General features: G+C 63.3%; 17 protein-coding genes and 1 pseudogene. 8 read left to right on the top strand and 10 right to left on the bottom strand.

What is annotated here, in order from left to right; all coding sequences use genetic code 11:
- Positions 1-90: 90 nt before the first annotated feature.
- Complete coding sequence (locus P6U23_RS30440) at positions 91-627, top strand: sugar O-acetyltransferase (RefSeq protein ID WP_407176073.1); 537 nt, start codon at positions 91-93, stop codon at positions 625-627.
- 59 nt (positions 628-686) lie between these two features.
- Here P6U23_RS30440 and P6U23_RS30435 read toward each other — a convergent pair whose 3' ends face one another.
- Entirely contained in the window at positions 687-1676 is a 990-nt protein-coding gene (locus P6U23_RS30435; protein ID WP_407176072.1) for an alpha/beta hydrolase family protein, read from the bottom strand.
- A gap of 221 nt (positions 1677-1897) precedes the next feature.
- Between P6U23_RS30435 and P6U23_RS30430 the strand changes: the two are divergent.
- Positions 1898-2844, top strand: a pseudogene (locus P6U23_RS30430) (IS630 family transposase).
- A 707-nt stretch (positions 2845-3551) separates the two neighbouring features.
- On the opposite strand, the gene P6U23_RS30425 reads toward P6U23_RS30430, so the two are convergent.
- A complete protein-coding gene (locus P6U23_RS30425; RefSeq protein WP_407176071.1) occupies positions 3552-7028 on the bottom strand; it encodes an indolepyruvate ferredoxin oxidoreductase family protein in 3477 nt (1158 codons plus the stop codon).
- Between the two features lie 222 nt (positions 7029-7250).
- Between P6U23_RS30425 and P6U23_RS30420 the strand changes: the two genes are divergently transcribed.
- A complete protein-coding gene (locus P6U23_RS30420; protein ID WP_407176070.1) occupies positions 7251-7958 on the top strand; it encodes a cysteine hydrolase family protein in 708 nt (235 codons plus the stop codon).
- 34 nt (positions 7959-7992) lie between these two features.
- On the opposite strand, the gene soxA is transcribed toward P6U23_RS30420, so the two are convergent.
- The 8 genes from soxA to P6U23_RS30380 all read right to left on the bottom strand — a co-directional run bounded on the left by soxA (position 7993) and on the right by P6U23_RS30380 (position 15566).
- Positions 7993-8772 carry a sulfur oxidation c-type cytochrome SoxA gene (gene soxA, locus P6U23_RS30415; RefSeq protein WP_407176069.1) on the bottom strand — a complete coding sequence of 260 codons (780 nt, stop codon included), beginning with the start codon at positions 8770-8772 and terminating at the stop codon, positions 7993-7995.
- On the bottom strand, positions 8769-9089 hold the full coding sequence (gene soxZ / locus P6U23_RS30410) for a thiosulfate oxidation carrier complex protein SoxZ (RefSeq protein ID WP_407176068.1): 321 nt from the start codon (positions 9087-9089) through the stop codon (positions 8769-8771). Before soxZ ends, soxA begins: the two co-directional genes overlap by 4 nt.
- Entirely contained in the window at positions 9089-9565 is a 477-nt protein-coding gene (locus tag P6U23_RS30405) for a SoxY-related AACIE arm protein (protein ID WP_407176067.1), read from the bottom strand. The genes soxZ and P6U23_RS30405 overlap by 1 nt, the downstream gene beginning before the upstream one ends.
- 13 nt (positions 9566-9578) lie before the next feature.
- Positions 9579-9971: a sulfur oxidation c-type cytochrome SoxX gene (gene soxX, locus P6U23_RS30400; protein WP_407176066.1), complete on the bottom strand. Its 393-nt coding sequence runs from the start codon at positions 9969-9971 to the stop codon at positions 9579-9581.
- Positions 9972-10023: 52 nt separating this feature from the next.
- Positions 10024-11301, bottom strand: coding sequence for an FCSD flavin-binding domain-containing protein (locus P6U23_RS30395; protein WP_407176065.1), 1278 nt, complete (start codon positions 11299-11301; stop codon positions 10024-10026).
- A gap of 54 nt (positions 11302-11355) precedes the next feature.
- Complete coding sequence (locus P6U23_RS30390; protein WP_407176064.1) at positions 11356-13539, bottom strand: molybdopterin cofactor-binding domain-containing protein; 2184 nt, start codon at positions 13537-13539, stop codon at positions 11356-11358.
- 10 nt (positions 13540-13549) lie between these two features.
- Positions 13550-13999, bottom strand: coding sequence for a (2Fe-2S)-binding protein (locus P6U23_RS30385; protein ID WP_407176063.1), 450 nt, complete (start codon positions 13997-13999; stop codon positions 13550-13552).
- Positions 14000-14165: 166 nt separating this feature from the next.
- The gene (locus P6U23_RS30380; protein ID WP_407176062.1) at positions 14166-15566 is read right to left on the bottom strand and encodes an MFS transporter; all 1401 of its coding nucleotides are present in this window, start codon (positions 15564-15566) and stop codon (positions 14166-14168) included.
- A 222-nt stretch (positions 15567-15788) separates the two neighbouring features.
- On the opposite strand from P6U23_RS30380, the gene P6U23_RS30375 reads away from it, so the two are divergent.
- From P6U23_RS30375 to P6U23_RS30355, 5 genes are all read left to right on the top strand, one after another.
- A complete protein-coding gene (locus P6U23_RS30375) occupies positions 15789-17564 on the top strand; it encodes an ABC transporter permease (protein WP_407176061.1) in 1776 nt (591 codons plus the stop codon).
- Between the two features lie 25 nt (positions 17565-17589).
- Entirely contained in the window at positions 17590-18618 is a 1029-nt protein-coding gene (locus P6U23_RS30370; RefSeq protein ID WP_407176060.1) for an ABC transporter substrate-binding protein, read from the top strand.
- A gap of 22 nt (positions 18619-18640) precedes the next feature.
- Positions 18641-19744, top strand: a complete 1104-nt coding sequence (locus P6U23_RS30365; RefSeq protein ID WP_407176059.1) for an ABC transporter ATP-binding protein — start codon at positions 18641-18643, stop codon at positions 19742-19744.
- A gap of 160 nt (positions 19745-19904) precedes the next feature.
- Positions 19905-20963: an isocitrate/isopropylmalate dehydrogenase family protein gene (locus tag P6U23_RS30360; protein WP_407176058.1), complete on the top strand. Its 1059-nt coding sequence runs from the start codon at positions 19905-19907 to the stop codon at positions 20961-20963.
- 39 nt (positions 20964-21002) lie between these two features.
- Positions 21003-22949: an alkyl/aryl-sulfatase gene (locus P6U23_RS30355; protein WP_407176057.1), complete on the top strand. Its 1947-nt coding sequence runs from the start codon at positions 21003-21005 to the stop codon at positions 22947-22949.
- Positions 22950-22984 lie beyond the last annotated feature (35 nt).

Raw genomic sequence — 22984 nt, 5'->3', positions numbered from 1 at the left:
GCGTGTTTGTCGCGACCATTGCCCAAGTGGGGTTGAGCGAGGGAAGCGGGTTCGATGGGAGAGCAGGGCGGACGTACTGAGAGGGCCAAGATGCTTGGCGGCGAACTTTACGATCCGATGGATCCTGAGCTCGTCGCCGCCCGCGAACGTGCGCGAGATCTCTGCCAGGCTCTGAACAGCACGCGCGAAGCGGAGCAGGAAGAACGCAGGCGCATTCTACGTGAGCTGTTTGGTGCGGGCGGCGACACGGTGTGGATGCAGCCGCCCTTCTTCTGCGACTACGGCTCAAACATCGAGCTCGGGGAGCGGGTGTTCTTCAACCTCAACTGCGTCGTGCTCGACGTGTGCCCGGTGCGCATTGGCAGCTTCACGCTCTTCGGTCCGGCGGTGCAGATCTACACGCCTCTGCATCCGCTCAACGCTGAATTGCGTCGGCGAGAGGAGTGCGGCAAGCCGGTGGAGATCGGATCCGATGTATGGGTAGGTGGAGGGGCGCTCATCATGCCGGGTGTCCGGATCGGATCGCGGGCGGTGATCGGCGCCGGCAGCGTTGTGACCCGAGATATTCCGGAGGGCGTGTTCGCCGCGGGCAATCCCTGTCGCGTGATCCGCGAGATCACCGAGTAGGTGGGTTGCCTATCGATCCACGTTCAGCCGGTGGGAAGCAAACCAGCGGCGCGGCAGACTCAGCGGGTCTTGCCGTCACTGACAAGATGCTCTCGAAAAAAGCGTACAACGCTCGCATCAAACTCGCGGTGAAAGGCTGCTCTATCGAAGCCCGGCGGATTATCAGTGCAAATGCGCGGAATGGCAGTCGCGAGTTGCTTTGAGCAGGGCGCCAGGAATGCGTAGTGGCCGGCTGGAATGGTGTGGATTTCGGGCGAACCGGGCAGTTGGCTGGCAGTGAGCGCGGTGCTCGCTGCGCCGACGCCGTTGCCGCCAAGCTCCGACCGCCAAATCTGTAGCGGGATTTTGATGCCGCTCAAGCCTTCGGGTGTAAAGGCGAATGTCATTGCAGCGTCGGCCAGGACAGCGGCTCTGATGCGTTGATCAGGCTGCGGGCTAGGCGGGACATCGCCGCTGCGCGCTCTCTCGCAATTCTCCGTCTTGTCTGCCTCCTTGCAGAACAAAGCCAGCCTGCGGAAATCTGCATGGGCCCCCACGAGAACAAGCCCCGTGTATCCGCCCAAGGAAAAGCCGAAGAACCCGACCCCGCCGGGATCGATGACATCTTTGTCTTTCCAGCCGTGCAGCATGAAATCGAGCAATCGAACCATATCCACCGGATGCGACGCCCAGACGGACATTTTATCGCGCTGCGAGGAGTCGTTGCCGTTGTCGCCCGGGTGGTTGATCGCCGCGACGACAAATCCGGCATCAGCCAACGCCTCTGCGGTGTCATGATGCATGGTGAACCATCCGCCCCGACCGTGCGAGAAAATAACCAATGGCAGCTTCGTCCCTGTTACGGGGCAGTCCTTCACACCCATCAGTCGAATTTCGGGGATTGCTGCAAGATCGCCGAGCGGGACATCCTTCGGTTCCTCTGCGCATGGATACCAGATGGCACCTGCCAAGCCTTCGTCGGAATCGAGAAGCTGGATGCCCGCGGCCTCGACCGGCGAGCCCAAGCAACAGAAGATGATGGCGTAAGCCCAGAACGCCCTAAGCACCATCAACCTCCCCATCGCCAAGCGGCGGAAAACCGAAGAATGACAACAGAATTGTGTCGAATTCACACCGCCCTTTGATCCCGCCTCACCGCGCCACAAGAGAAATCCGGGCGGAGGCGCCCAGGCAACTCTAGAGCAATTCATGGCTAGGCTGAATCGGGAGGGATTCCCCTGAGGGTTGGTTTGTGATTCAAGATGCTGGCTGGGCTGGGGGCCAGCATCTGATGAGCCGACCTCTTTCCAATGATCTGCGAGAGCGAGTGGTGGCGGCGGTGGCAGCTGGCGAGAGCTGCCGTACGGTAGCGGCACGGTTTGGTGTTGCAGTGTCGTCGGTGGTGAAGTGGTCGCAGCGCCATCGGGCGACCGGCTCGGTGAGCCCGGGCAAAATGGGCGGGCATCGCAAGCCGGTGCTGGAACCACACCGCGCTTTCATCAAAGAGCGGATCCGACAGACGCCGCATCTGACGCTGCACAAGCTGAAGGACGAACTCGCCGCGCGCGGGGTCAAGGTCTCGCACAATGCGGTCTGGACATTCCTGCGGCGCGAAGGACTGCGATTCAAAAAAAACGCTGTTCGCCCTCGAGCAAGGCCGCGCTGACGTTGCGCGTCGGCGGCGACGCTGGCGGTCATGGCAGGCCAGCTTGGATCCCCAGCGCCTGGTTTTCATCGACGAGACCTGGATCAAAACCAGCATGGCCCCGCTGCGCGGATGGGGACCGAAGGGCGAGCGGGTGCGAGGTTTTGCCCCGCACGGCCACTGGCGAACGCTGACTTTTCTCGGCGCTCTGCGCTGCAATGTCTCACGGCCCCTTGCGTCTTCGACGGGCCGATCAACGGCGAGTGCTTCCGAGCTTATGTCGAACAGCAACTCGTTCCCGTTCTCAAGCCCGGCGACATCGTCATCATGGACAATCTCGGCAGCCATAAGTCGGCCGCTCTGCGCCGCATCATCCGCGGCGCGGCGCCAGGCTCTGGTACCTGCCGCCTTACTCACCAGATCTCAATCCGATCGAGCAGGCCTTTGCCAAGATCAAGCATTGGATGCGCATCGCCCAGAAGCGCACCATCGAAGACACTTGGCGTTGCATCGGCGACCTCGTCACAACTATCCAGCCCCGCGAATGCAGCAACTATTTCGCCAACGCAGGTTACGCTTCCGCCAAATCGTGAAACGCTCTAGCGGCCGCTACTGCTGCAGCATCGTGTTGTTTTCGGCATACCAGCCAGCCGCAAATTGCCCGTCGCGCCAATCCGCCGCAGCGGGCCCTCTTGCAATTTCTGGAAATCAGAAATACAGTCACGCCCGTTCCGCGCCTACACAAGGGGCGTACGCGTCGTCACGAACGTGGAGCGGAATGCGGTGGACGCGAAGGCGCTGACTGACGAGCGGCGCCTTTGCGGATGGCGAAGTCGTGTGGTCCTGGCCCGCCCATGCAGGCGCCAAGTCCTGCGGACGTGATGATCCGCGAGACGACGGTGGCAAGAAGCTGGTTCACCGAGGAGAGCGCGAAGTAAGCCGTAAACCACTGCGCAGGGAAGGCCGGAGTGATTCCGCGCTCACCTGTGGTCTTCGCGCCTTTGCGCAACCTTTTTGCGCGGAGGCCCATGGGTGCACGCGGGCACCTGGTCTTCCCTGCGCCCTTGTATGTCGAGGGACAAGGATGATGCAAGACTCGGACGCTCATCGCGCCGCGGGAAGGCGGGGTCGCACCCTCTCTTCGTCATGCCCGCGAAGGCGGGCATCCAATATTCCAGAGACCTTAGTGATCAATCCGAGACAGCGCGGCGTACTGGATACCCCGCATGCGCGGGGTATGACGACCTGTCGTGGACCGGGCGGCGCAACTTAATACAGGCCAATGGCACCAAAGCACAACTCATTCCGCTGCTGCCGCGAAGCGGGTGTTCTCAAGCTCCGCCTCAAGGCGAGCCTTCTCCGCCATCGCCTTGACCAGGCTCGCTTCCTTGATGTGCCCATAGCCACGGATCGTCTCGGGGATCCGCGCGAGTTTTATGAGCAGCGGAATCCGTTCGGGTCGCAAATCCGCAATGCGCTCATCGAGCATCGCAAGATAATCCTCGATCAGCTTGCGCTCGGCCTTACGCTCAGCCGTGCGCCCGAATGGGTCGAACGCAGTGCCGCGCAAGAATTTCAGGCGGGCGAGCAGGCGGAAGGCGTGGATGGTCCAGCCGCCGAACTCCTTCTTCTGCAAATGGCCGGTCGCCTTATCGCGGCGGGCGAAGATCGGCGGCGCGAGATAGAATTTGAGCTGGTAGTCGCCATCGAACTTCTCCGACAGTTTTTTTGCAAAGCTGCCGTCGCTGTAGAGCCGCGCGACCTCGTATTCGTCCTTGTAGGCCATCAGCTTGAACAGGTTTTTCGCGACCGCCTCGGTCAGCTCGGTCGATGCGGGCGAGGCAGCCGCCTCCGCCTTTCGCACCTTGTCGAGCGCCGCGAGATAGCGCGCCGCATAGGCCTTGTCCTGATAATCGGTAAGGAACCTCGCCCTGACGTCGATGATGTCGTCAAGCGTCCGGGTCGGCTGCGCGGCGCGGTTGCGGAACTGGATCACGCTGCGCACGCGCGCCATGTCGTGCGCGGCGAGCCGGCCCCAGGTGAAGGCCTGCTTGTTCATCTCGACCGCCGCGCCGTTGATCTCGATCGCGCGCAGGATGGCGTCCAGGGACAGCGGAATCGCGCCCTTCTGGAAGGCGAAGCCGAGCATGAAGGAGTTGGTGGCGATGCTGTCGCCCATCAGGGTCGAGGCAATTCCGGTCGCGTCGATGATGTCGAGATTGCGTTCGCCGATCGCGTCACGCAACGTCGTTTGCATCGCGCCCATCTCGAAATCGAGGTCCGGGTTCTGCACGAAGCTTGCGGTCGGCTGCAGGTCCGCATTGACGAACGCTCTTGTGGCCCCGCGTTCGACGCGGCTGAGCGCGCTTGCGCTGGTGGAGACGACGATATCGCAACCGAGGATCAGGTCTGCGCCGCCGGTCGTGATGCGCACCGCCGCGATATCTTCGGGCTTGGGGGCAATGCGGACGTGGCTCATCACCGCGCCGTTCTTCTGCGAAAGACCGGTGAAGTCCAGTGCCGAGCAGCCGCGGCCGTCGACATGGGCGGCCATGCCGAGCAGCGCGCCGATGGTGATGACGCCGGTGCCGCCAATGCCGGTGACGAGGATGTTGTAGGGGGCGTCCAGCTTGGGTGTCACAGGCAAAGGCAGGTCAGCGAAGAGCTGGCCGGAATCGATCGCGGAGGATTCGATGCGCTTCAGTTTGCCGCCATGAACGGTGACGAAGCTCGGGCAGAAGCCCTCGATGCAGGAAAAATCCTTGTTGCAGTTGGATTGATCGATCTGGCGTTTGCGGCCGAACTCCGTATCGAGCGGCTGCACCGAGACGCAGTTGGAGGCTTGCGAGCAGTCGCCGCAGCCCTCGCAGACGAGATCGTTGATGAAGACCCGCTTGGGCGGATCGGGATAGAGCCCGCGCTTGCGGCGCCGGCGCTTTTCGGCGGCGCAAGTCTGATCATAGATGAGGACCGTCAGGCCCTTGATCTCGCGCAGCTCGCGCTGCACCTGGTCCATCTCGCGGCGATGATGCACCGTCGTACCAGGCGGGAAATAGCCGGAGGGCGGGTATTTGCCGGGGGCGTCGGAGACGATGGCCAGACGCTTGACGCCTTCGGCCCACACCTGATGTGCGATCTGCGAAACCGTAAAGCTGCCTTCGGCCGGCTGGCCGCCGGTCATCGCGACGGCATCGTTATAGAGGATCTTGTAGGTGATGTTGACGCCGGAGGCGGCCGCCGCGCGCAGCGCGAGCAGGCCCGAATGGGTGTAGGTGCCGTCGCCGAGATTCTGGAAAATGTGCTGCTCGCTCGTGAAGGGCGCTTGCCCGATCCAGTTCGCGCCTTCGCCGCCCATATGCGTGATGGTCGCGGTGCGCCGCGCCGGCACGTTGAGCGCCATGCCGTGACAGCCGATGCCGGCCATGGCGCGGCTGCCTTCGGGGATCTTGGTCGAGGTGTTGTGCGGACAGCCCGAGCAGAAGAACGGCGTGCGCTGCAGTGTGATCGGCGCCTGTGCCGGGGCGGGCCGTTCGAACGCTTCCAGCCGCGCCAACCGTTGCTCCGGCACCGGGCTATGGTGGCCGAGCCTGCGCAGCCGTGCGACCAAGGCCGAGGCGACGATCGTCGGGGTGAGTTCGCCCTCGCTCGGCAACAGGACCTTGCCTGCTTCGTCGCGCTTGCCGACGACGGCAGGACGATTCCATGCATCCATGTTGTAGAGGATGCGCTTGAGCTGGTCCTCGATGAAGCCGCGCTTCTCCTCGACCACCAGCACGTCCTGCAGGCCCTCGGCGAAGCGCTTGGCGCCCTCTTCCTCGAGCGGCCAGGTCAGCGCGACCTTGTAGATGCGCAAGCCCAGCGCCTGCGCATCGCGATCGGTTATCCCGAGATCGGCAAGCGCCTGGCGCAGATCGAGATAGGCCTTGCCCGTCGTGATGATGCCGAGCCGCGCCGGCTTGCCGTCGAGCACGATCTTATCGAGCTTGTTGGCGCGCACGAAGGCGCCGACGGCTTCCATCTTCGGGCCGAACAGCCGCTTCTCCTGCTCCATCGGCGGATCGGGCCAGCGGATATTCAGCCCGCCCGGCGGCATTTCGAAATCGGAAGGCAGCACGATCTGCACGCGCGCGGAATCGCTGTAGACCGAGGCCGAGCTCTCCACGGTTTCGCCGATCGCCTTGAAACCGACCCAGCAGCCGGAATAGCGCGACAGCGCAAAGCCGTAGAGGCCGAGGTCGAGATAGTCCTGCAGCGTCGCGGGATTGATGATCGGCATCAGCGCCGCGGCGAACACCTGCTCGCTCTGATGGGCCAGCGTGGACGATTGGCAGCCGTGGTCGTCGCCGGCGAGCGCCAGCACGCCGCCATGGCGCGAGGTGCCGGCGGAATTGGCATGCTTGAGCGCATCGACCGAGCGATCGAGGCCCGGTCCCTTGCCGTACCAGATGCCGAACACGCCATCGACCTTGGCGCCCGGGAACAGCCCAACCTGCTGGCTGCCCCACACCGCGGTCGCCGCGAGGTCTTCGTTCAGGCCGGGCACAAAGGCGATATCGTGCGCCTTGAGGTGCGATTTGGCCCGCCACAGCGCGTGGTCGTACATGCCAAGCGGCGAGCCGCGATAGCCGGAGATGAAGCCCGCGGTGTTGAGGCCGGCCGCGCGATCAATTTCGCGCTGCAACATCGGGAGCCGCACCAGAGCCTGGACGCCGGAGAGATAGATCCGCTTGGCCTCGAGCCGGTATTTGTCCTCCAGCTCAACCTGCAGCAGCGTCATTTGGGTTTGCTCCGTTTGGTTTTCTTGGCGCTCGGCGGATCGATGCGGCAAGCCAGTGAAAAGGATGCGCCGCTAAAGTCAATATCGCTGGCTTATTTCGGAGGGCGCGGCATAGCCGCTGTGGAAGAATTTCATGACATGGCTGCGTTAGAGGATGTTGGACGGGGTCTTGATGGCACGGTGCTTGCTTAGCCTTTCTGGAGTGTGGGGGCCGCGTCGTTCATGATGGACTCAAATCAAGCCTCAACGGGTACGGTCGTTGCCGAGCCGGAGCCGATCGAGCTCAACTGGTCGACGACCGCGCTCGTCGTCATCGACATGCAGCGTGATTTTCTCGAGCCTGGCGGCTTCGGCGAGTCGCTGGGCAATGACGTCTCCCGGCTTGGCTCCGCGGTCGGGCCGATCGCTTCGGTGCTGGCCGCCGCGCGCGCGATGGGAATGCTGGTCATTCATACGCGCGAGGGGCATCTGCCTGATCTCTCGGACGTGCCGCGTGCCAAGCTTAGGCGCGGCGCGCCATCCTTGCGCATCGGCGATCCCGGCCCGATGGGACGCATTCTGATTCGCGGCGAGCCGGGACACGACATCATTTCCGAGCTCTATCCGCTCGATGGCGAGATCGTCATCGACAAAGCCGGCAAGGGCGCATTCTACGCCACCGAACTCGGCGATATCTTGCGGAAAGGCGGCATCGAAAATCTGCTGGTGTGCGGGGTCACCACCGAGGTCTGTGTCAACACCACGGTGCGCGAGGCCAATGACCGCGGCTATCGCTGCGTCGTCATCGCCGACGGCTGCGCCTCCTACTTCCCCGAATTCCACGACATGGGCCTGAAAATGATCAAGGCCCAGGGTGGCATCTTCGGCTGGGTCGCCGACTCGGCCGCGGTTCTCAAGGCAATGCAAGCGGAGACGACCAACATCGTGTGACAGCGGGAGCGTGGGAGATGAACGGCGCCTGCGGTCAAGGCCTGACCGCCGGAGTCTCAATCGGCATGCCGGCCGCGCGCGACATCAAATAAAGCTCGAGCTCGACCAGTTCGGGCGCGCCATAATTATAGGTCTGCGCGCGGATGCCGGTCATGCAGCCGCGCAGGCGGCGCTGCAGCGAGCCCAGCGTCTGCCACTCCAGTCGATACATCGGGTAGCCGGTCGGCTGTCCTTGCGTGATCGCGGCGCCCGCCAGATGCTTGTCCCAATTGTCGTCATGGCAGTTGGCGCAGGCAAGATTGAGCTGTCCCTGCCGCTGCATGAAAAGCTCGTGCCCTCTGGCGATGAATGGCGCGAGTTGCGGATCGCCGTCGGGCGTAATCGGCATGCCGCGCGACTGGTTGGCGACGAAGGCGCTCAAGGCCAGCAGGTCGTGGCCTTCATAGTCGAGCGCAGGCGCCTGTTGGTGCCGCGCGCGGCAGAGATTGATGCGCTGCTCGAGATCCACGGGACGGCCGAGCGCCTTGTCGAAGGCGGGATAGCGGGCCGCGACACCTTTCATGCTGGCGCGCGCGTCGCCGTGGCAATCGGCGCAGGACTTGTTCGCGGTGCCAAGCCTCTCGTTCCAGAGCGCTTCGCCGTCGAGCACCCAGAGCATGCCGGGATTGGTGCTGTCGTCGTCCTGCATGGCCTTGCTGTCGGGTCCCATGAAGCTGTAGCCGGAGCGGCGCTGGTCCGGCGGAATCTCGCCAGCGTGCAGCGGCGCGGCCGCGACCACTAGTGCCGCAACGAGGATCGCGCAGGCGTATCTCATTCGACGGTGATCGCGGCGGATGCGGTCTGGGAAAAGCCGTTGTCGCCGGTCCATTCGAACTCGAACTTGCCGCTCTCGGTCGCGGTCGTGAAAAAGGAGAAATAGGGATTGGCGGCGATGGCCGGGAACAGATCGGCGCGGAAGATTTCCTGGCCGTTGAAGCGGCAGGTGAAGCTCGTGATGATGTCGCGTGGAACGATCTCGCCGCTGGCCTTGCGGCGGTATCCGGTTTCCATGATATGCGAGGTCAGCGCCCGGATCTCGATGAGGTCGCCGCGCTTCGCCCGTTTGGGAACGTTGATCAGAGCGGAAGCCATCACAGCTCCTCCGTGCAGGCTGCCAGCGTCACCACGACGTCCACGCTGGCCGACCAGAACGAGCCGTCCGACATCTGCGCGATCGCCACCACCTTCTGGCTGTCGGCAAGCCGGATGCGGGTCGAGACCTGGGCGCGGCCGGATGCGGGGGTGAGATAAAAATTGCCGATGTAGGGCTGCGGATTCTTCTCGTTGAAGACATGAATGCTCTTCACGTAATCGTCCGCCGTCATCGGGCTCGCGACGCTCACGGTCATCGGCACCGCATTGCCGTTTTCGACCAGGGGCGGGATCTCGAGCTTGACCCTGCCGGTCTGCACCTGCGCTTCGCCGACGATGTTGCGAATGGCGGAATTGAGCATCGCGGGCGTTGCTTCGGCAGGCCGCAGCGTCACGCGCGACATCGCGCCGAGAACGGCGGCGCTGCCTGCAACTTTCAGGAAATTGCGGCGCGTGGATGGATCCTGGTTCGGCATGATCTCTTGCTCTCTAGTCGCGCAGCGTTGCCAGATAGGCCACGATATCCTCGATTTGTTCCGCCGACAGGATCGGCTTGTCGCGCCAGTTCTGGCCGACGCGCACCAGCCCGTCCACGCGGTAAAAGGACGGCATGATGGTCGCCGGATTGAAGCGCGCGGCGTCGACCAGACGCAGGCGGAGCTGACTTGCACTCCAGCGGCTGCCGGCGCCGGCGAGATTGGGCGCCAGATCGCCCTGGAACTTCACGTTCGGAAACGGTCCGGAGTGGCAAAGGATGCAGGTGCTGGTGCGATCCACCACCAGCGCGCGGCCGTGTGCTGCATCGCCGGGGCTGCCTGTCAGCGATTCGGGGATGCCGTCGCCGATCACGGCGTAAGGCACGAGCGCATCCGCCGTGGCCATGGATGTGATCGCCAAGGCGCCTGCCGCTGCCAGGACAACAGAGACGAGCGAATTAGCCAAACGTCTCCTCCGTGATCGTCGTGTACCAGTTCCGCGCGGCCTCCGCCTCGCGCGCCCGCACCTCGCGCGGCGCATCGACCGAGCTGCTGCCGCCGCCTTCGACCTCGGCGAAAATGTCGTCTTTCGGCTGATAGAGACCGGCAAGCGAGAACGCATAGCCGGGAGCAACCGTGTCGTAGCAGATGCCCCTCAGCTTGGGCGCCTCAGGTGCCCTGCCGGACAGCAGATCGAAAATCGCCCTGGCGCAGGCTTTGCCTTGCGCACTCGCGGCAGAGGCCGATTTCGGAATGGCGCCGCCGAGGCAGGCGTCGCCGATCACGTGGACGTCAGGCAGAAGTTTCGACGCGAAGCTTACCGGATCGATCGGGCACCAGCCGGTCTTGTCCGCAGCGCCCGCGATCGCCGCAATGCGGCCGGCGCGCTGCGGCGGGATGATATTGGCGACCGCCGCGCTATGATCGCCAAATTCGGTGATGATGGTGTTGGTTGAGGGATCGACCGAGGTGACGCGGCCGCCGTCCGACAGCGCTATCCGCTCGATCATGCCGTCATAGAGCTCGCTCCAGGCCTTCTCGAACAGCCGCTGCTGCGAGAAATTGTCCTTCGCATCCAGGATGAGCACCTTCGAGCGCGGCTTTCGCGACTTCAGATAATGCGCAATCAGGCTGGCGCGCTCGTAAGGCGCGGGCGGGCAGCGCGAGGGGTTGGCAGGCACGGCGATCGCGACCAGGCCGCCATCCTCCATGGCCTCGATCTGCCGGCGCAACAGCAGTGTCTGTTCGCCGGCCTGCCAGGCATGCGGCATCTTTTGGGCTGCCTGTTCGTCGTAGCCGGGCAGGGCGTCGAAGCGCAGCTCGATCCCGGGCGCGAGCACCAGGCGGTCGTAGGAAAGGCTCGTGCCGTCCGCGAGCATCACAGTGCGCCGTTGCGGATCGATCGCCTCCGCGGCTTGCGCCACGACATTGATCCCACCAGCGACAATCTTGCCGTAACCGAATTGTTGGGCCTCGATGTTCCGCAAGCCGGCAATGACCTCGTTGCTGAACGGACAAGCCGTGAATGTCTTGTTCGGCTCGATCAGCGTCACCTCTAGCTTCGCATCGATCCGCTTCAAGGCCCGCGCGCAGGCCGCGCCGCCAAATCCGCCGCCAACGACGATGATGCGCGCGGCTGGCTGCGCATGCGCAATGGATGGCAGCGCCAGGGAAGCTGCGAGCGCCGCGACGCCGCGAAGGGCGTCTCTTCGCCCGACCTGCCGCAGCGTGTTCATGAGCATGATCCGAACAACGAAAGCGGCGGCTCGCTTGGAGCCGCCGCTGATCCCCTAGGCAAAGGTGATGTTCTGGTCGCGCAGCGGCACCGAGCGCAGACGCTTACCCGTCGCTGCGAAATAGGCGTTCAGCACCGCGGGCGCGGCAACCCCGATCGTCGGCTCGCCGACGCCGCCCCAGAACCCGCCGCTCGGCATCACGATCGCCTCGACCTTCGGCATCTCGCTGATCCGCATCGAATTGTAAGTGTCGAAGTTGGTCTGCTCGATGCGGCCGTCCTTCACGGTGCAGCCGCCATAGACCAGCGCGCTCAAGCCGTAGACGAAGGAGCCGGCGGTCTGCCGTTCGATCTGCGCCGGGTTGACGGCATAGCCGGGGTCGATGGCGGCGACCACGCGATGCACCTTGATGTTCTTGCCATCGACGACGGAAATTTCCGCCGCGCCCGCGACGTAGCTGCCGTAGCTTGCGAACTGCGCGATGCCCCGGAAAACCCCTTGCGGGGCAGGCTGCTCCCAGCCGATCTTTTCCGCCACCGCATTGAGCACCGCAAGGTGCTTCGGATGCTGCGCCATCAGCTTGCGACGGAAGGCGAGGGGATCTTCATTCACGGCATGCGCGAGCTCATCCATGAAGCATTCGAGGTAGATCGCGTTGTGATTGACATTCACGCCGCGCCAGAAGCCCGGGATGATGTGCGGATTGCGCATCGAGTGCTCGATCAGCACATTCGGGATTGAATAGCCGATCGCAGCTTCGCCAGACGAGTTGAGGCCTGCGAAGGTGGCTGGATCCTTGCCGTTGACCAGCGCTTCGGGACGCAGGCTGAACAGGATGGATTGGCCGGAGATGCGCATATGCAGCGCCGTCAGGTTGTTATCGGCGTCGAGGCCGGCGGTCAGCTTGCATTGCGTGATGGGGTGGTAGCGGCCGTGCGTCATGTCCTCTTCGCGCGACCACAACAGTTTTATGGGCGTGCCCGGCATCTGCTTGGCGATATCGACCGCCTGCCGGACATAATCGGTCTGGCCGCGGCGTCCAAAGCCGCCGCCGACGAGATGCTTGTGCACGTCGCATTTTTCAGCCGGAAGGCCGGATCCTTCCAGCACGGCCGCAAGAGCCGCTTCGCCGTTCTGCGTGCCGCACCAGACTTCGCATTTGTCGGCCGTATAGAGCGCCGTCGCGTTCAACGGCTCCAGCGTAGCGTGGTTCTGGTAGGGATAGTTATAGACGGCTTCGACCTTTTTGACGGCGCCGGCAAGGGCCGTATTGATGTCGCCGCTCTGGTTGCCGACATAAGCCGGTCCGGACTCCAGGCCTTCCGCCAGCCATTTGGCGATCGAGGCGCTGGAAACCTTCGCATTCTCGCCTTCGTCCCAGACGATCGGCAGGGCATCGAGCGCGGTCTTGGCGTGCCACCAGGTATCAGCGACGACGGCGACGGCGGAATCGCCGACACGCACCACCTTCTTCACGCCTTTCATGTTGGCGATCTTGGCTTCGTCGTAGCTCTTCAGCTTGCCGCCCGTGACCGGACAATCCTTGATCGCGGCGTTGAGCATGCCGGGCAGTTTCAGATCGATGCTGTAGACCAATGCGCCGGTGGTCTTGTCGGCGGTATCGAGCCGCTTGACGGCCTTGCCGATGAGCTTCCAGTCTTTCGGATCCTTGAGCTTGACGTCGGTTGGCGGTTGCAGCCTGGCGGCGGCCTCGGCCACCTTGCCATACGTCGTGGTCCTGCCCGAAGGCTGATGCGTGATAATGCTGTTGGCAGCGGTGCACTCGGCGACCGGCACCTTCCATTCGTTGGCCGCGGCCTGGATCAGCATCATGCGCGCGGTTGCGCCGCCCTTACGCACATAATCCTGCGAGGTACGGATGCCGCGGCTGCCGCCGGTCGAATAATCCCCCCAGACGCGCTTGCGGGCGACGTTCTGTCCGGGCGACGGAAATTCGGTCGTGACCTTCGACCAATTGCATTCCAGCTCTTCGGCGACGAGTTGGGCGAGACCGGTCAACGTCCCCTGGCCCATTTCCGATCGGGCGACGCGGATCACGACGGTGTCGTCGGGACGCACCACGACCCAGGCGTTGACTTCGGGTGAGCCGTCGGCGGCACGAACGACGCGCGGTCCGCCAAAGGGGAGATCGAAGCCGAGCGCGAGGCCGGCACCGAGCGCGGCGCTGCCGATGACAAAGGCGCGGCGGTTGAGTTGGGGAGCGACATGCTTGTTCATGGATCACTCCTCATGCGTTTGCGATCGCGTGGATCGCCTCGCGCACCTGCTGGAAGGTGCCGCATCGGCAGATATTCGTGACGTTGTCGTTGATGTCCTGGTCGGTGGGCTTGGGATTGTCCTTCAGCAGCGCCGCCACCGCCATGATCATCCCGCTCTGGCAATAGCCGCATTGCGGGACGTCGTTATCGATCCAGGCCTGCTGCACCTTGTTCAGGGTTCCGTCGTTGGCCAGGCCTTCGATGGTCGTGATCTGCTTGCCCTCGGCTTCACTCACCGCGACGCCGCAGGAGCGCGTCGCGACCCCGTCGATATGGACGGTGCAGGCGCCACATTGTGCGATGCCGCAGCCATATTTGGTGCCGGTGAGTCCGACATTCTCTCTGATTGCCCAGAGCAGCGGCGTATCCGGCTCGACATCGATTGTGAAAACTTTGCCATTGATATTGAGGTTTGCCATCGCAGATCCCCTGATTGGTCCAACCCACCGATTGGACTTCGCCGCGACGTTTGAGCGCCAAATTTTGAATGGTTCAAATCAATATTCCGCGCTTGCACGGCCAAAGAAAAAAATGGGCAAGAGCGGAAGAAAATTGACTTGTTGGTGTTACGCCGCAATCGCGACTTCAAGTCGCGCGCTTTGGGTCGACCGCCAGGCGCAGAAAGCTCATCACGCAGCCAATTCCGGCAAATCCGGCGCCGAGAGCCAGCGCCACGGTCGCACCGTTCCGCCCTGCCAGGCTGAAGCATAAGGCGGCCAGCGCCGCGCCGGTCGTTTGTCCGATCAGGCGAGCGGTGGCGACAATGCCACTGGCACCGCCGCTGCGGTGGGGCGGCGCGCTGGACATGATGGCTTTCATGTTCGGGGTCTGGAAGAAACCAAATCCAATGCCGCAAATCACCATGCGCCAGACGATATTGGGGATGCTCGGGCTTGCGGGCAGCATCGCGAGCAGGAGCATTCCGACGCCAAGCAGCATCAGGCCAAGGCCGCCCAGCAGGCCGGCGGGAAAGCAATCGGACAGCCGTCCGCCGATCGGCGCCATGATGGCGACCACCAGCGGCCACGGCGTCATAAAGAAGCCAGTCTCCACCTGCGATCGTAATAAGACATCCTCGAAGTAGAAGGGCAGGGAGACGAAGGCCAGGCCTTGCACGGCAAATGAGCAGACCGCGGTCGCCGCCGAGAGCGCAAACAGCGGTCGGCGGACCAGATCCGTCGGCAGCATCGGTGCGGGATGATCCGCTTGCCGCCGGGTCAACAGCCAGCCGAGCAAGAACGCGGCAACAAGTTCGATCACGACCAGCGTCGGCCAGGCCTGATGCGCCGCGCTGCCGATCCCGATGATGAACAGGCCGAGGCAGGCGGAGGCCAGGATCGCGCCGGGGAAATCGAAATCATGCTTGGCCCGCGGTGTCGGCGGCAAGGTCCGCAGTCCGATCAGGATCGCGGTGAGGCCAAAGGGAATGTTGATCGCAAACAGCCATGGCCACGAGCCGATCGACAGGATTCCGGACGCAATGGTCGGGCCGAAGGTGAAGGCGGTCGCCACCACCAGCGCATTATGGCCGAAGCCGCGGCCATGCATGCGGCTTGGATAGACGAAGCGGACCAGCGCAGTGTTCACGCTCATGACGCCGCTCGCCCCTAATCCTTGCAGGGCGCGCGCCACCAACAGGCTCGGCAGCGACCACGCCAAGGCGCAGCCGAGGGACGCCAGTGTAAACAGCACGAGTCCGCCGAGATAGATTCGCTCATGGCCGACGATTTCGCCGAGCGCGCCCAGCGGCAGCAAAGTCGCCACCAGCGCGATCTGGTAGACATTCACCACCCAGACAACTTCCGCGGGGCTGACATGGAGTTCGGCGGAGATCGCGGGCAGGGCGACGTTCGCAATGGCGGTGTCGAGCGAGGCCATCGCCAAGGCGGTGAAAATTGCGGCAACTGCCCAGCGCCTGCGCTCCCATGGCAAGCCGTCGGTCACCGGTGTCGCGGGAGCTTTCGCGGCGTTGCGATCGACGTACATGCTTGAAAATCTCTCCGCGTCGGAGGCTGGGTGGGCGGTAGTCCCCGCCATTTAATACGCCTGTGCGGCGCACCACAGCCGTGCGGATGCATGATGGGCATGCGATCGCCTCTGCATCGGTTTTTTTGGGCGACTTTCGGCTACTTCCCGCCCGCAGGCTGATCGACTAGCCTTGTCCGCAATGGCGGCCATAAAACAAGCCGCTCTTGAGGGGAAACGCGCTTGAAAGCCCAGGCAGTCCGGCGCATCGAGGCCGCCACCGTCGGCATTGAGGCAAAGCGCCGGAGCGGCGTCATGGCCGAGCTGTGGGTCGCGCTGTTGCTGGCGATCCTCACCTTTCTTGTGATTTATCCCGTGCTGACGCTTTTATTTGGCGCGCTCACCGACGCCAATCCCGTGGTGGACGGTCTCAGCCTGCAGCACCTGTCAGTCGCCAATTTCCTTGCCGTGCTCGCCAATCCCAATGTTGCGGAAGCGCTGCTGAATACGTTGATCGCCTGCGGCGGCGGCACGCTCATCGCGGTCGCAATCGGGCTGCTCTTTTCCTGGATCGTGGTCCGCACCAACACGCCGTTCAAGGGCTTCATCGCCGCGGCAAGCATTCTGCCGCTGTTCGCGCCGCCGCTGGTTGCGGGTGTCGCCTGGTCCATCCTCGGCTCACCGAAGACAGGTCTGATCAATACCGTCTTCAAATGGGGTGGCCTCGACTGGCATGTCGATTTCTACTCGATGCCGGGATTGGTGTTCGTGTTCGGTATTTATTACGCGCCCTATGTCTACATGTTCGCGGCGTCCGCGCTGCGCAACATGGACCCGAGTCTGGAGGAGGCGGCGGAGATTTCCGGCGCCAGCGCCTTCTCGACCTTGTTCTCGGTGACGTTCCCCCTGATCATGCCGGCGATCGTTTCCGGCATGCTGCTGTCCTTCATCGTGATGCTCGGCATCTATGGCATACCGGCCGTGCTCGGAGCGCCCAGCAACATCAACGTGCTGACGACCTATATTTTCAAGCTCACCAACTGGTCGCCGCCGCTCTACAATACGGCCGCAGCGGTCGCGATGCTGTTGATGCTTGTCACCGGCCTGCTGGTTTACCTGCAGCAGAAGGTCTTGAGCGGGCGCAGCTTCACCACCGTCGCCGGCAAGGCGTTTCGGCCGCGCAGCCTCGATCTCGGTCCCTGGCGCTGGGTCACCTTCGCGCTCGGCCTCTTTTATTTGCTGGTCGTCGTGGCCCTGCCGATGCTGGCGCTGATCGTGGCGGCGTTTCGAAAATTCATGTTCATCCGCGACGTCGCGAGCCTGTTCGACGCGCGGCAATATTCCCTTATGCATTTCAACAGCATCTTCGACAATCCGCTGACTTTCAAGTCGATCTACAACGCGGTCGAGGTCGGCATCATCACGGCCGTGATCGGAGGCGGGCTTGCCTTTGCGATCGGCTACACCATCCATCGCACGCGCGTGCCGGGCCGGCGCGCCATCGATTTGATTGCGACCCTGCCCGTGGCGATCCCAGGGCTCGTGATCGGTGTTGCGTATTTGTGGGCGTGGATCGGCATTCCGGGCGGTCTCTATGGCACGATCTGGATTTTAGCGCTGGCGTTTATCGCGCGCTTCATGCCGGATACAGTGAAGTCGCTATCGACCTCGTTCCTGCAAATCCACCGCGAGCTCGAGGAAGCCGCCTGGGTCTGCGGCAAGGGCACGCTGGGGACAATCGGAACCGTGGTGCTGCCGCTTGCGCGACCCGGCGTGATCGCCTCGATGACACTGCTGTTCGTGTTGGCGATCCGCGAACTCGGCTCGTCGCTGTTTCTCTACACCAGCGACACCATGGTGATGTCGGTGCTGCTGCTCGATTATTACGAGGGCGGCAATATCGGAAAGACTGCGGCGTTCAGCCTGGTGCAGACGGTCTTGCTCGGCTTGCTGATCGGCGGCGCCAACTGGCTGGCGCGCGGCGCATCGCAAGGCACCGTTGCGCAACGGATCAGATGATAAAGCAGCAAGAAGGAGGATCGCCATGAAGGGAAAGGTCGCGGCAATGGCCGCCATGATCGGCTTGGCCGCCGCGCTCGCCCAGGTGCCCGCGAAGGCGGAAGAAAATTTTGGTTCGCCCGAATTGATCGCCGCTGCAAAGGCGGAAGGCAGGCTTGTCTATTACACCGCGAATTTCGCTGAAGTCGAACAGCAGGTGATCAAGGAGTTCAACAAGCACTTTCCGGAGATTAAGGTCGAGATGGTCCGCGCGCCCGGCGGCCAGCTCATCACCCGCGTGAAAACGGAAGCCGCCGCGGGCAAGCTGATCGCCGACGTGGTCGATCATTCCGACCGCGCGCTGATGGCTGAACTCACCGATTTGTTCCAGGACTACACGCCGCCGAACGCCGCCGATTACAACCCGGCCGCACAGATCTCACCCAAACTTTGGCCGCGCGCCACGCTGGTGTGGTCGATTGCGTACAACACCGAGCTGGTCAAAGATCCGCCGAAAAGCTGGATGGATCTGACAAAGCCGCAATATGACAAGATGATCGGCCAGGTCTTTGCCGAATCCGGCGGCACGACCTGGACCCGCATCATGTTCGAGCGCCAGGTGCTCGGCGAAGACTATTGGGCCAAGCAGGCCGCGACCCATCCGGTCCTTTACCCTTCGGGCGCGCCGACGTCCGATGCTCTGGTGCGCGGCGAGGTCGCGATTGCGCCGCTGCTCTATAACGCGATCTATCCGAAGCAGAAGGAAGGCGCGCCGATCCAGATTTTCTTTCCGCCCGAGGGTGCGCCGGTCAATCCTTACGCGACCGGCATCCCGAAGACCGCCGCGCATCCCAACGCGGCAAAACTGTTTTTGAACTGGTGCCTCTCGAAGGAGGGCCAGACCTTCATGATCAAGGAGCTCGGCAATCTCACCTCGCTGAAGGTGGCGCCGGTCTACCCCGAGGGCTTTGATCCCAAGGTGGTCAAGGTCTGGTATCCTAACTTCGATCAGTATGTGAAGCTGCATGCCGTCTGGGTCGCCGACTGGGACAAGATCTACGGCTATCGGCAGTGATCCGGGCGTGGAGTTTTGAAGGATGACCGCAACGCTTGAGGTCTCCGACCTGTGCAAGCAGTTTGCGATCGGCCGACCGGCAATCGACGGCGTCAGCTTTGCCGTGCCGGGCGGCGAGATCCTGGTGCTGCTCGGGCCGTCCGGCTGCGGCAAGACGACGACTTTGCGATGTGTCGCCGGACTTGAACATCCGACCGGCGGCGAGATCTCGATCGGCGGCAAATTGGTGTCCTCACCAGCGCGTGGCGTGCTGGTGCCGCCGCGCGCCCGCGACCTCGGCATGGTGTTCCAGTCCTATGCGGTCTGGCCGCATATGACGGTGCGGCAGAACGTGATCTACCCGTTGAAACATCGCAAGATAGCGCGCGATGAGGCCAACAAGAAGGTCGACGAAGCGTTGGCGCTTGTGGGCCTGTCGGAATATGCCGAGCGGCCGGTGGTGGCGCTGTCTGGTGGGCAGATGCAGCGCGTGGCGCTGGCGCGCAGCATCGTCTATCGGCCTCAGCTCTTGCTGCTGGACGAACCCTTATCGAATCTCGATGCCAAGTTGCGGTTGCGCCTGCGTGACGATCTCCGCCTGATCCTGAAGCAGACCGGGATGACGGCGCTTTACGTCACCCACGACCAGGCCGAAGCCGTCGTGCTCGGCGATCGCATCGGGGTGATGCGCGACGGCAGGCTGTTGCAGATCGGCACGCCGGACGAGATCTATAACCGGCCGGCTGATCTGTTCGTTGCCAACTTCACCGGCGCTACCAATGAGCTCGCGGGCACGCTGGTTTCGCGCAACGGAAAATTCGGCGTGATCGATTTTGGCGATGGACGCCGCGCCGAAGCCGCGCTGCTGCAGCAGCTCGAGGTGGGCGAGAAGGTGCGGATCGCGCTGCGTCCGGAAAATATTGCCATCGGCCGGCAGGAGGGCGCCAATTCCTTTACCGCAACGGTGACGGATCGGCGCTATCAGGGGACGCAAACCGTCTATGACATCAATTTGTTCGGACACCATCTCGAGGTCCTTGAGCTCGGCACCGCGGCGCGGCATACGGTCGGCGTGGAAGCGCCGGTGACACTGCCGCCGCAGGCCTGCTGGGCCTATCGCGACACTGGGCCTTCGTCGTACGACTAGCGAGACATAAGCTGCGATATGCGTCATCCTGCGGTGCTTGCGTCAGCGAGCCTCGAAGGACGAACGGCCCCGGTGCGAGAGCCGGGCCGTTGCCCTTCGAGACGCGCGCGATGCGCGCTCCTCAGCGTGACGGACTAATACAGGAGCTCAAGGAACCATCATGCGCATTGTCGTTCTGCCCGGCGACGGGATCGGACCGGAGATTACAGCCGCAACTTCGGTCGTGCTGCGGGCCGCTTCCGAACGATTTCAGCTCGGGGTGTCCGTCGAGGAACACGCGGTGGGGCACGCGAGCCTCGAGCAGTTCGGCACCACGGTCCGTCCCGAATTGCTGGACAGCGTGCGCACGGCAGATGGCCTGATCCTCGGGCCCACCGCCACATTCGACTTCAAGGACGAGGCGCGCGGCGAGATCAATCCGTCCAGATACTTTCGCAGAAATCTGGACCTGTTCGCCAATGTCCGACCGGCGCGCACCTATCCCGGCCGTTCGACGCGGTTCGGCGCGTTCGACCTGGTCGTGGTGCGCGAGAACACTGAAGGTTTCTATGCCGACCGGAATATGGAGCAGGGCAATGCCGAGCTCCTGGTCACGCCCGATGTCGCAATCTCGCTGCGGCGGATCACGCGGCCGTGCTGCGAGCGCATTGCGCACGCAGCCTGCAAACTGGCGATGAAGCGGCGCAGGCATCTCACCATCGTGCACAAGGCCAACGTGCTCAAGATTGGCGATGGCCTGTTTCTGGACGTCTGCCGCGAGGTGGCGCGGAGCTATTCCGGATTGGCTATCGACGATGTGCTGGTGGACGCCATGATGGCGCATGTGGTGCGGCAGCCGGAACGCTTTGACGTCATCGTCGCGACCAACATGTTCGGCGACATCCTCTCCGATCTCACCGCCGAGCTTTCGGGAAGCCTTGGCCTTGGCGGCTCGCTCAATATAGGGGCGCACTATGCGATGGCGCAGGCGGCGCATGGATCGGCGCCCGATATCGCCGGAAAGGACATCGCCAATCCGATCTCGCTCATCCTATCGATGGCGCTGCTGCTCTCCTGGCATGGCGAACGCGCAGGCGCTCCGCGATTCGAGGAAGCCGCCCGCGCGATCGAAAGCGCCGTTGCCGCCGCGATGCGAGACGGGCAGGTGACGCGCGACGTCGGGGGCAGCCGCGGCACGGCCGCAACCGGCCAGGCGATCGCCGACAATTTGAACGAATAGTTGAAAAATCGTCGTATCCGGTTTTCGAGGGCAGAATCCATGAACGAGCCCGTCGCCAGCGAACCATCCAGCGAGACTCCCAAGCAGGCATCGAGTGCGGTCATCGCACAGCACCAGGCAATGCTCGAGGCGCTGCCGTTCGAGGACACCGCCGATTTCGACGATGCCTCTCGCGGCTTCCTCGGCACGATCGAGAACGCCAGGATCACCTCGCCCCAGGGCAGGGTGGTCTGGAGCCTCGAAGCTTATGGCTTTCTGTCGGACGCCGTGGCGCCGGCTACGGTGAATCCCAGCCTGTGGCGGCAGGCGCGGCTCAACATGCAGCATGGCCTGTTCGAGGTCGTACCCGGCGTTTACCAGGTGCGCGGACTGGATATCGCCAACATGACGCTGATCGAGGGCGACAGCGGCGTCATCGTGGTGGACACGCTGACCTCGATCGAAGGGGCGCGCGCGGCAATGGAGCTGTACTTCAAACATCGCGGCGCGCGGCCCGTCGTTGCAGTCATTTTTACCCACACCCATACCGACCATTGGGGCGGTGCGCGCGGTGTGCTGGATGAAGATGTGCTCGCGAGCGGGAAGGTTCCGATTATCGCGCCGAATCTGCTCATGGAGCACGCGGTGTCGGAGAACATCATCGCAGGTCCCGCGATGATCCGCCGCGCGCAATATCAGTTCGGGCCGTTCCTCGCCAAAGGGCCGCGCGGTCAGGTCGATTGTGGCTTGGGCAAATCCATGGCTGCGGGAGCGGTGGCGCTGCTGCGGCCGACCGATCTGGTCATGGCGACCGGCGACACGCGCGTGATCGACGGGGTCGAGTTCGAATTCCAGATGGCACCGAACAGCGAGGCGCCGGCGGAGATGCACTTTTACGTGCCCCGCTACAAGCTGCTGAACCTCGCGGAAAACTGCACGCACAACTTCCACAATCTTCTGCCCTTCCGTGGCGCCGACGTGCGCGATGCGCTGGCCTGGTCCAAATACCTCAACGAGGCGCTGCGGCTATGGGGCGGCAAGGCGCAAGTGATGTGCGGCCAGCATCACTGGCCGGTGTGGGGGCGCGAGCGCATCGGCACCATGATCCGGCAGCAGCGCGATCTCTATAAGTTCGCCCATGATCAGACCGTTCGCCTGATGAACCACGGACTGACGGCCAGTGAGATTGCCGAGACCATTCGCCTGCCCAAGAGCCTGGAAGGCGCGTGGCATGCCCGCGGCTATTACGGCCACATCAGGCACAATGTGAAGGCGATCTATCAGAAATATCTCGGCTGGTACGACGCCAATCCCGTCAATCTGGATCCGCTGCCGCCGGTCGAGGCCGGCAAGAAATATGTCGAGTATATGGGCGGCGCCGAGGCGCTGCTGGCGCGGGCGAAAACCGACTTCGCCAAGGGCGAATTCCGTTTCGTCGCGCAGGCCGTGAGCCATCTGGTCTTTGCCGATCCCGACAACCAGGCGGCGCGCGCCTTGCTTGCGGACACTTTCGAGCAGCTCGGCTATGCCGCCGAAAGCGCGACCTGGCGCAACGCCTATCTGTTCGGCGCGCAGGAGCTGCGGCAGGGCATGCCGAAAGCGCCGCCGCGGCCGCCGATGCCGCGCGAAACACTGGCGGCGCTGCGCACGGAGCAGTTATGGGACGTGCTCGGCGTACGGCTGAACGGCCCGAAAGCGGAAGGCAAACATATCGTGCTGAACTGGAGGTTCACCGACACGGCCGAGGACTTTGTGCTGACGCTGGAGAATTGCACGCTGACCTATAGCGAAGGGGCGCAGGCGCCGTCGGCCGATGCCGGTTTCGTGCTGGCACGCAGCACCCTGGACGAAGTGATCGCCAAGCAGACCAGCTTCCCGGAAGCAGTCGCGGCCGGAAAGATAGAGGTCAGCGGCGATCCGATGCGGCTTGCCGAGCTGATGGGGCTTATGGACGAGTTTCCGCGCATGTTCGAGATCATCGAGCCGAAGCGGACGCTTATTACGTAGCACGCTGGTGCAGTTGGTCGTCATTGCCAGGAGCG

This window comes from Bradyrhizobium sp. STM 3562, assembly GCF_045571435.1.
In the GTDB taxonomy this organism is placed as follows: domain Bacteria; phylum Pseudomonadota; class Alphaproteobacteria; order Rhizobiales; family Xanthobacteraceae; genus Bradyrhizobium.
The sequence above is the reverse complement of the archived record's forward strand: the minus strand, read 5'-3'. Positions and strand labels throughout refer to the sequence as shown.

Coding starts and splice junctions, on each gene's coding strand:
- P6U23_RS30440 (WP_407176073.1), top strand. CDS start 91: ATGCTTGGCGGCGAACTTTACGATCCGATGGATCCTGAGCTCGTCGCC.
- P6U23_RS30435 (WP_407176072.1), bottom strand. CDS start 1,676: ATGGTGCTTAGGGCGTTCTGGGCTTACGCCATCATCTTCTGTTGCTTG.
- P6U23_RS30425 (WP_407176071.1), bottom strand. CDS start 7,028: ATGACGCTGCTGCAGGTTGAGCTGGAGGACAAATACCGGCTCGAGGCC.
- P6U23_RS30420 (WP_407176070.1), top strand. CDS start 7,251: ATGATGGACTCAAATCAAGCCTCAACGGGTACGGTCGTTGCCGAGCCG.
- soxA (WP_407176069.1), bottom strand. CDS start 8,772: ATGAGATACGCCTGCGCGATCCTCGTTGCGGCACTAGTGGTCGCGGCC.
- soxZ (WP_407176068.1), bottom strand. CDS start 9,089: ATGGCTTCCGCTCTGATCAACGTTCCCAAACGGGCGAAGCGCGGCGAC.
- P6U23_RS30405 (WP_407176067.1), bottom strand. CDS start 9,565: ATGCCGAACCAGGATCCATCCACGCGCCGCAATTTCCTGAAAGTTGCA.
- soxX (WP_407176066.1), bottom strand. CDS start 9,971: ATGGCCACGGCGGATGCGCTCGTGCCTTACGCCGTGATCGGCGACGGC.
- P6U23_RS30395 (WP_407176065.1), bottom strand. CDS start 11,301: ATGAACACGCTGCGGCAGGTCGGGCGAAGAGACGCCCTTCGCGGCGTC.
- P6U23_RS30390 (WP_407176064.1), bottom strand. CDS start 13,539: ATGAACAAGCATGTCGCTCCCCAACTCAACCGCCGCGCCTTTGTCATC.
- P6U23_RS30385 (WP_407176063.1), bottom strand. CDS start 13,999: ATGGCAAACCTCAATATCAATGGCAAAGTTTTCACAATCGATGTCGAG.
- P6U23_RS30380 (WP_407176062.1), bottom strand. CDS start 15,566: ATGTACGTCGATCGCAACGCCGCGAAAGCTCCCGCGACACCGGTGACC.
- P6U23_RS30370 (WP_407176060.1), top strand. CDS start 17,590: ATGAAGGGAAAGGTCGCGGCAATGGCCGCCATGATCGGCTTGGCCGCC.
- P6U23_RS30365 (WP_407176059.1), top strand. CDS start 18,641: ATGACCGCAACGCTTGAGGTCTCCGACCTGTGCAAGCAGTTTGCGATC.
- P6U23_RS30360 (WP_407176058.1), top strand. CDS start 19,905: ATGCGCATTGTCGTTCTGCCCGGCGACGGGATCGGACCGGAGATTACA.
- P6U23_RS30355 (WP_407176057.1), top strand. CDS start 21,003: ATGAACGAGCCCGTCGCCAGCGAACCATCCAGCGAGACTCCCAAGCAG.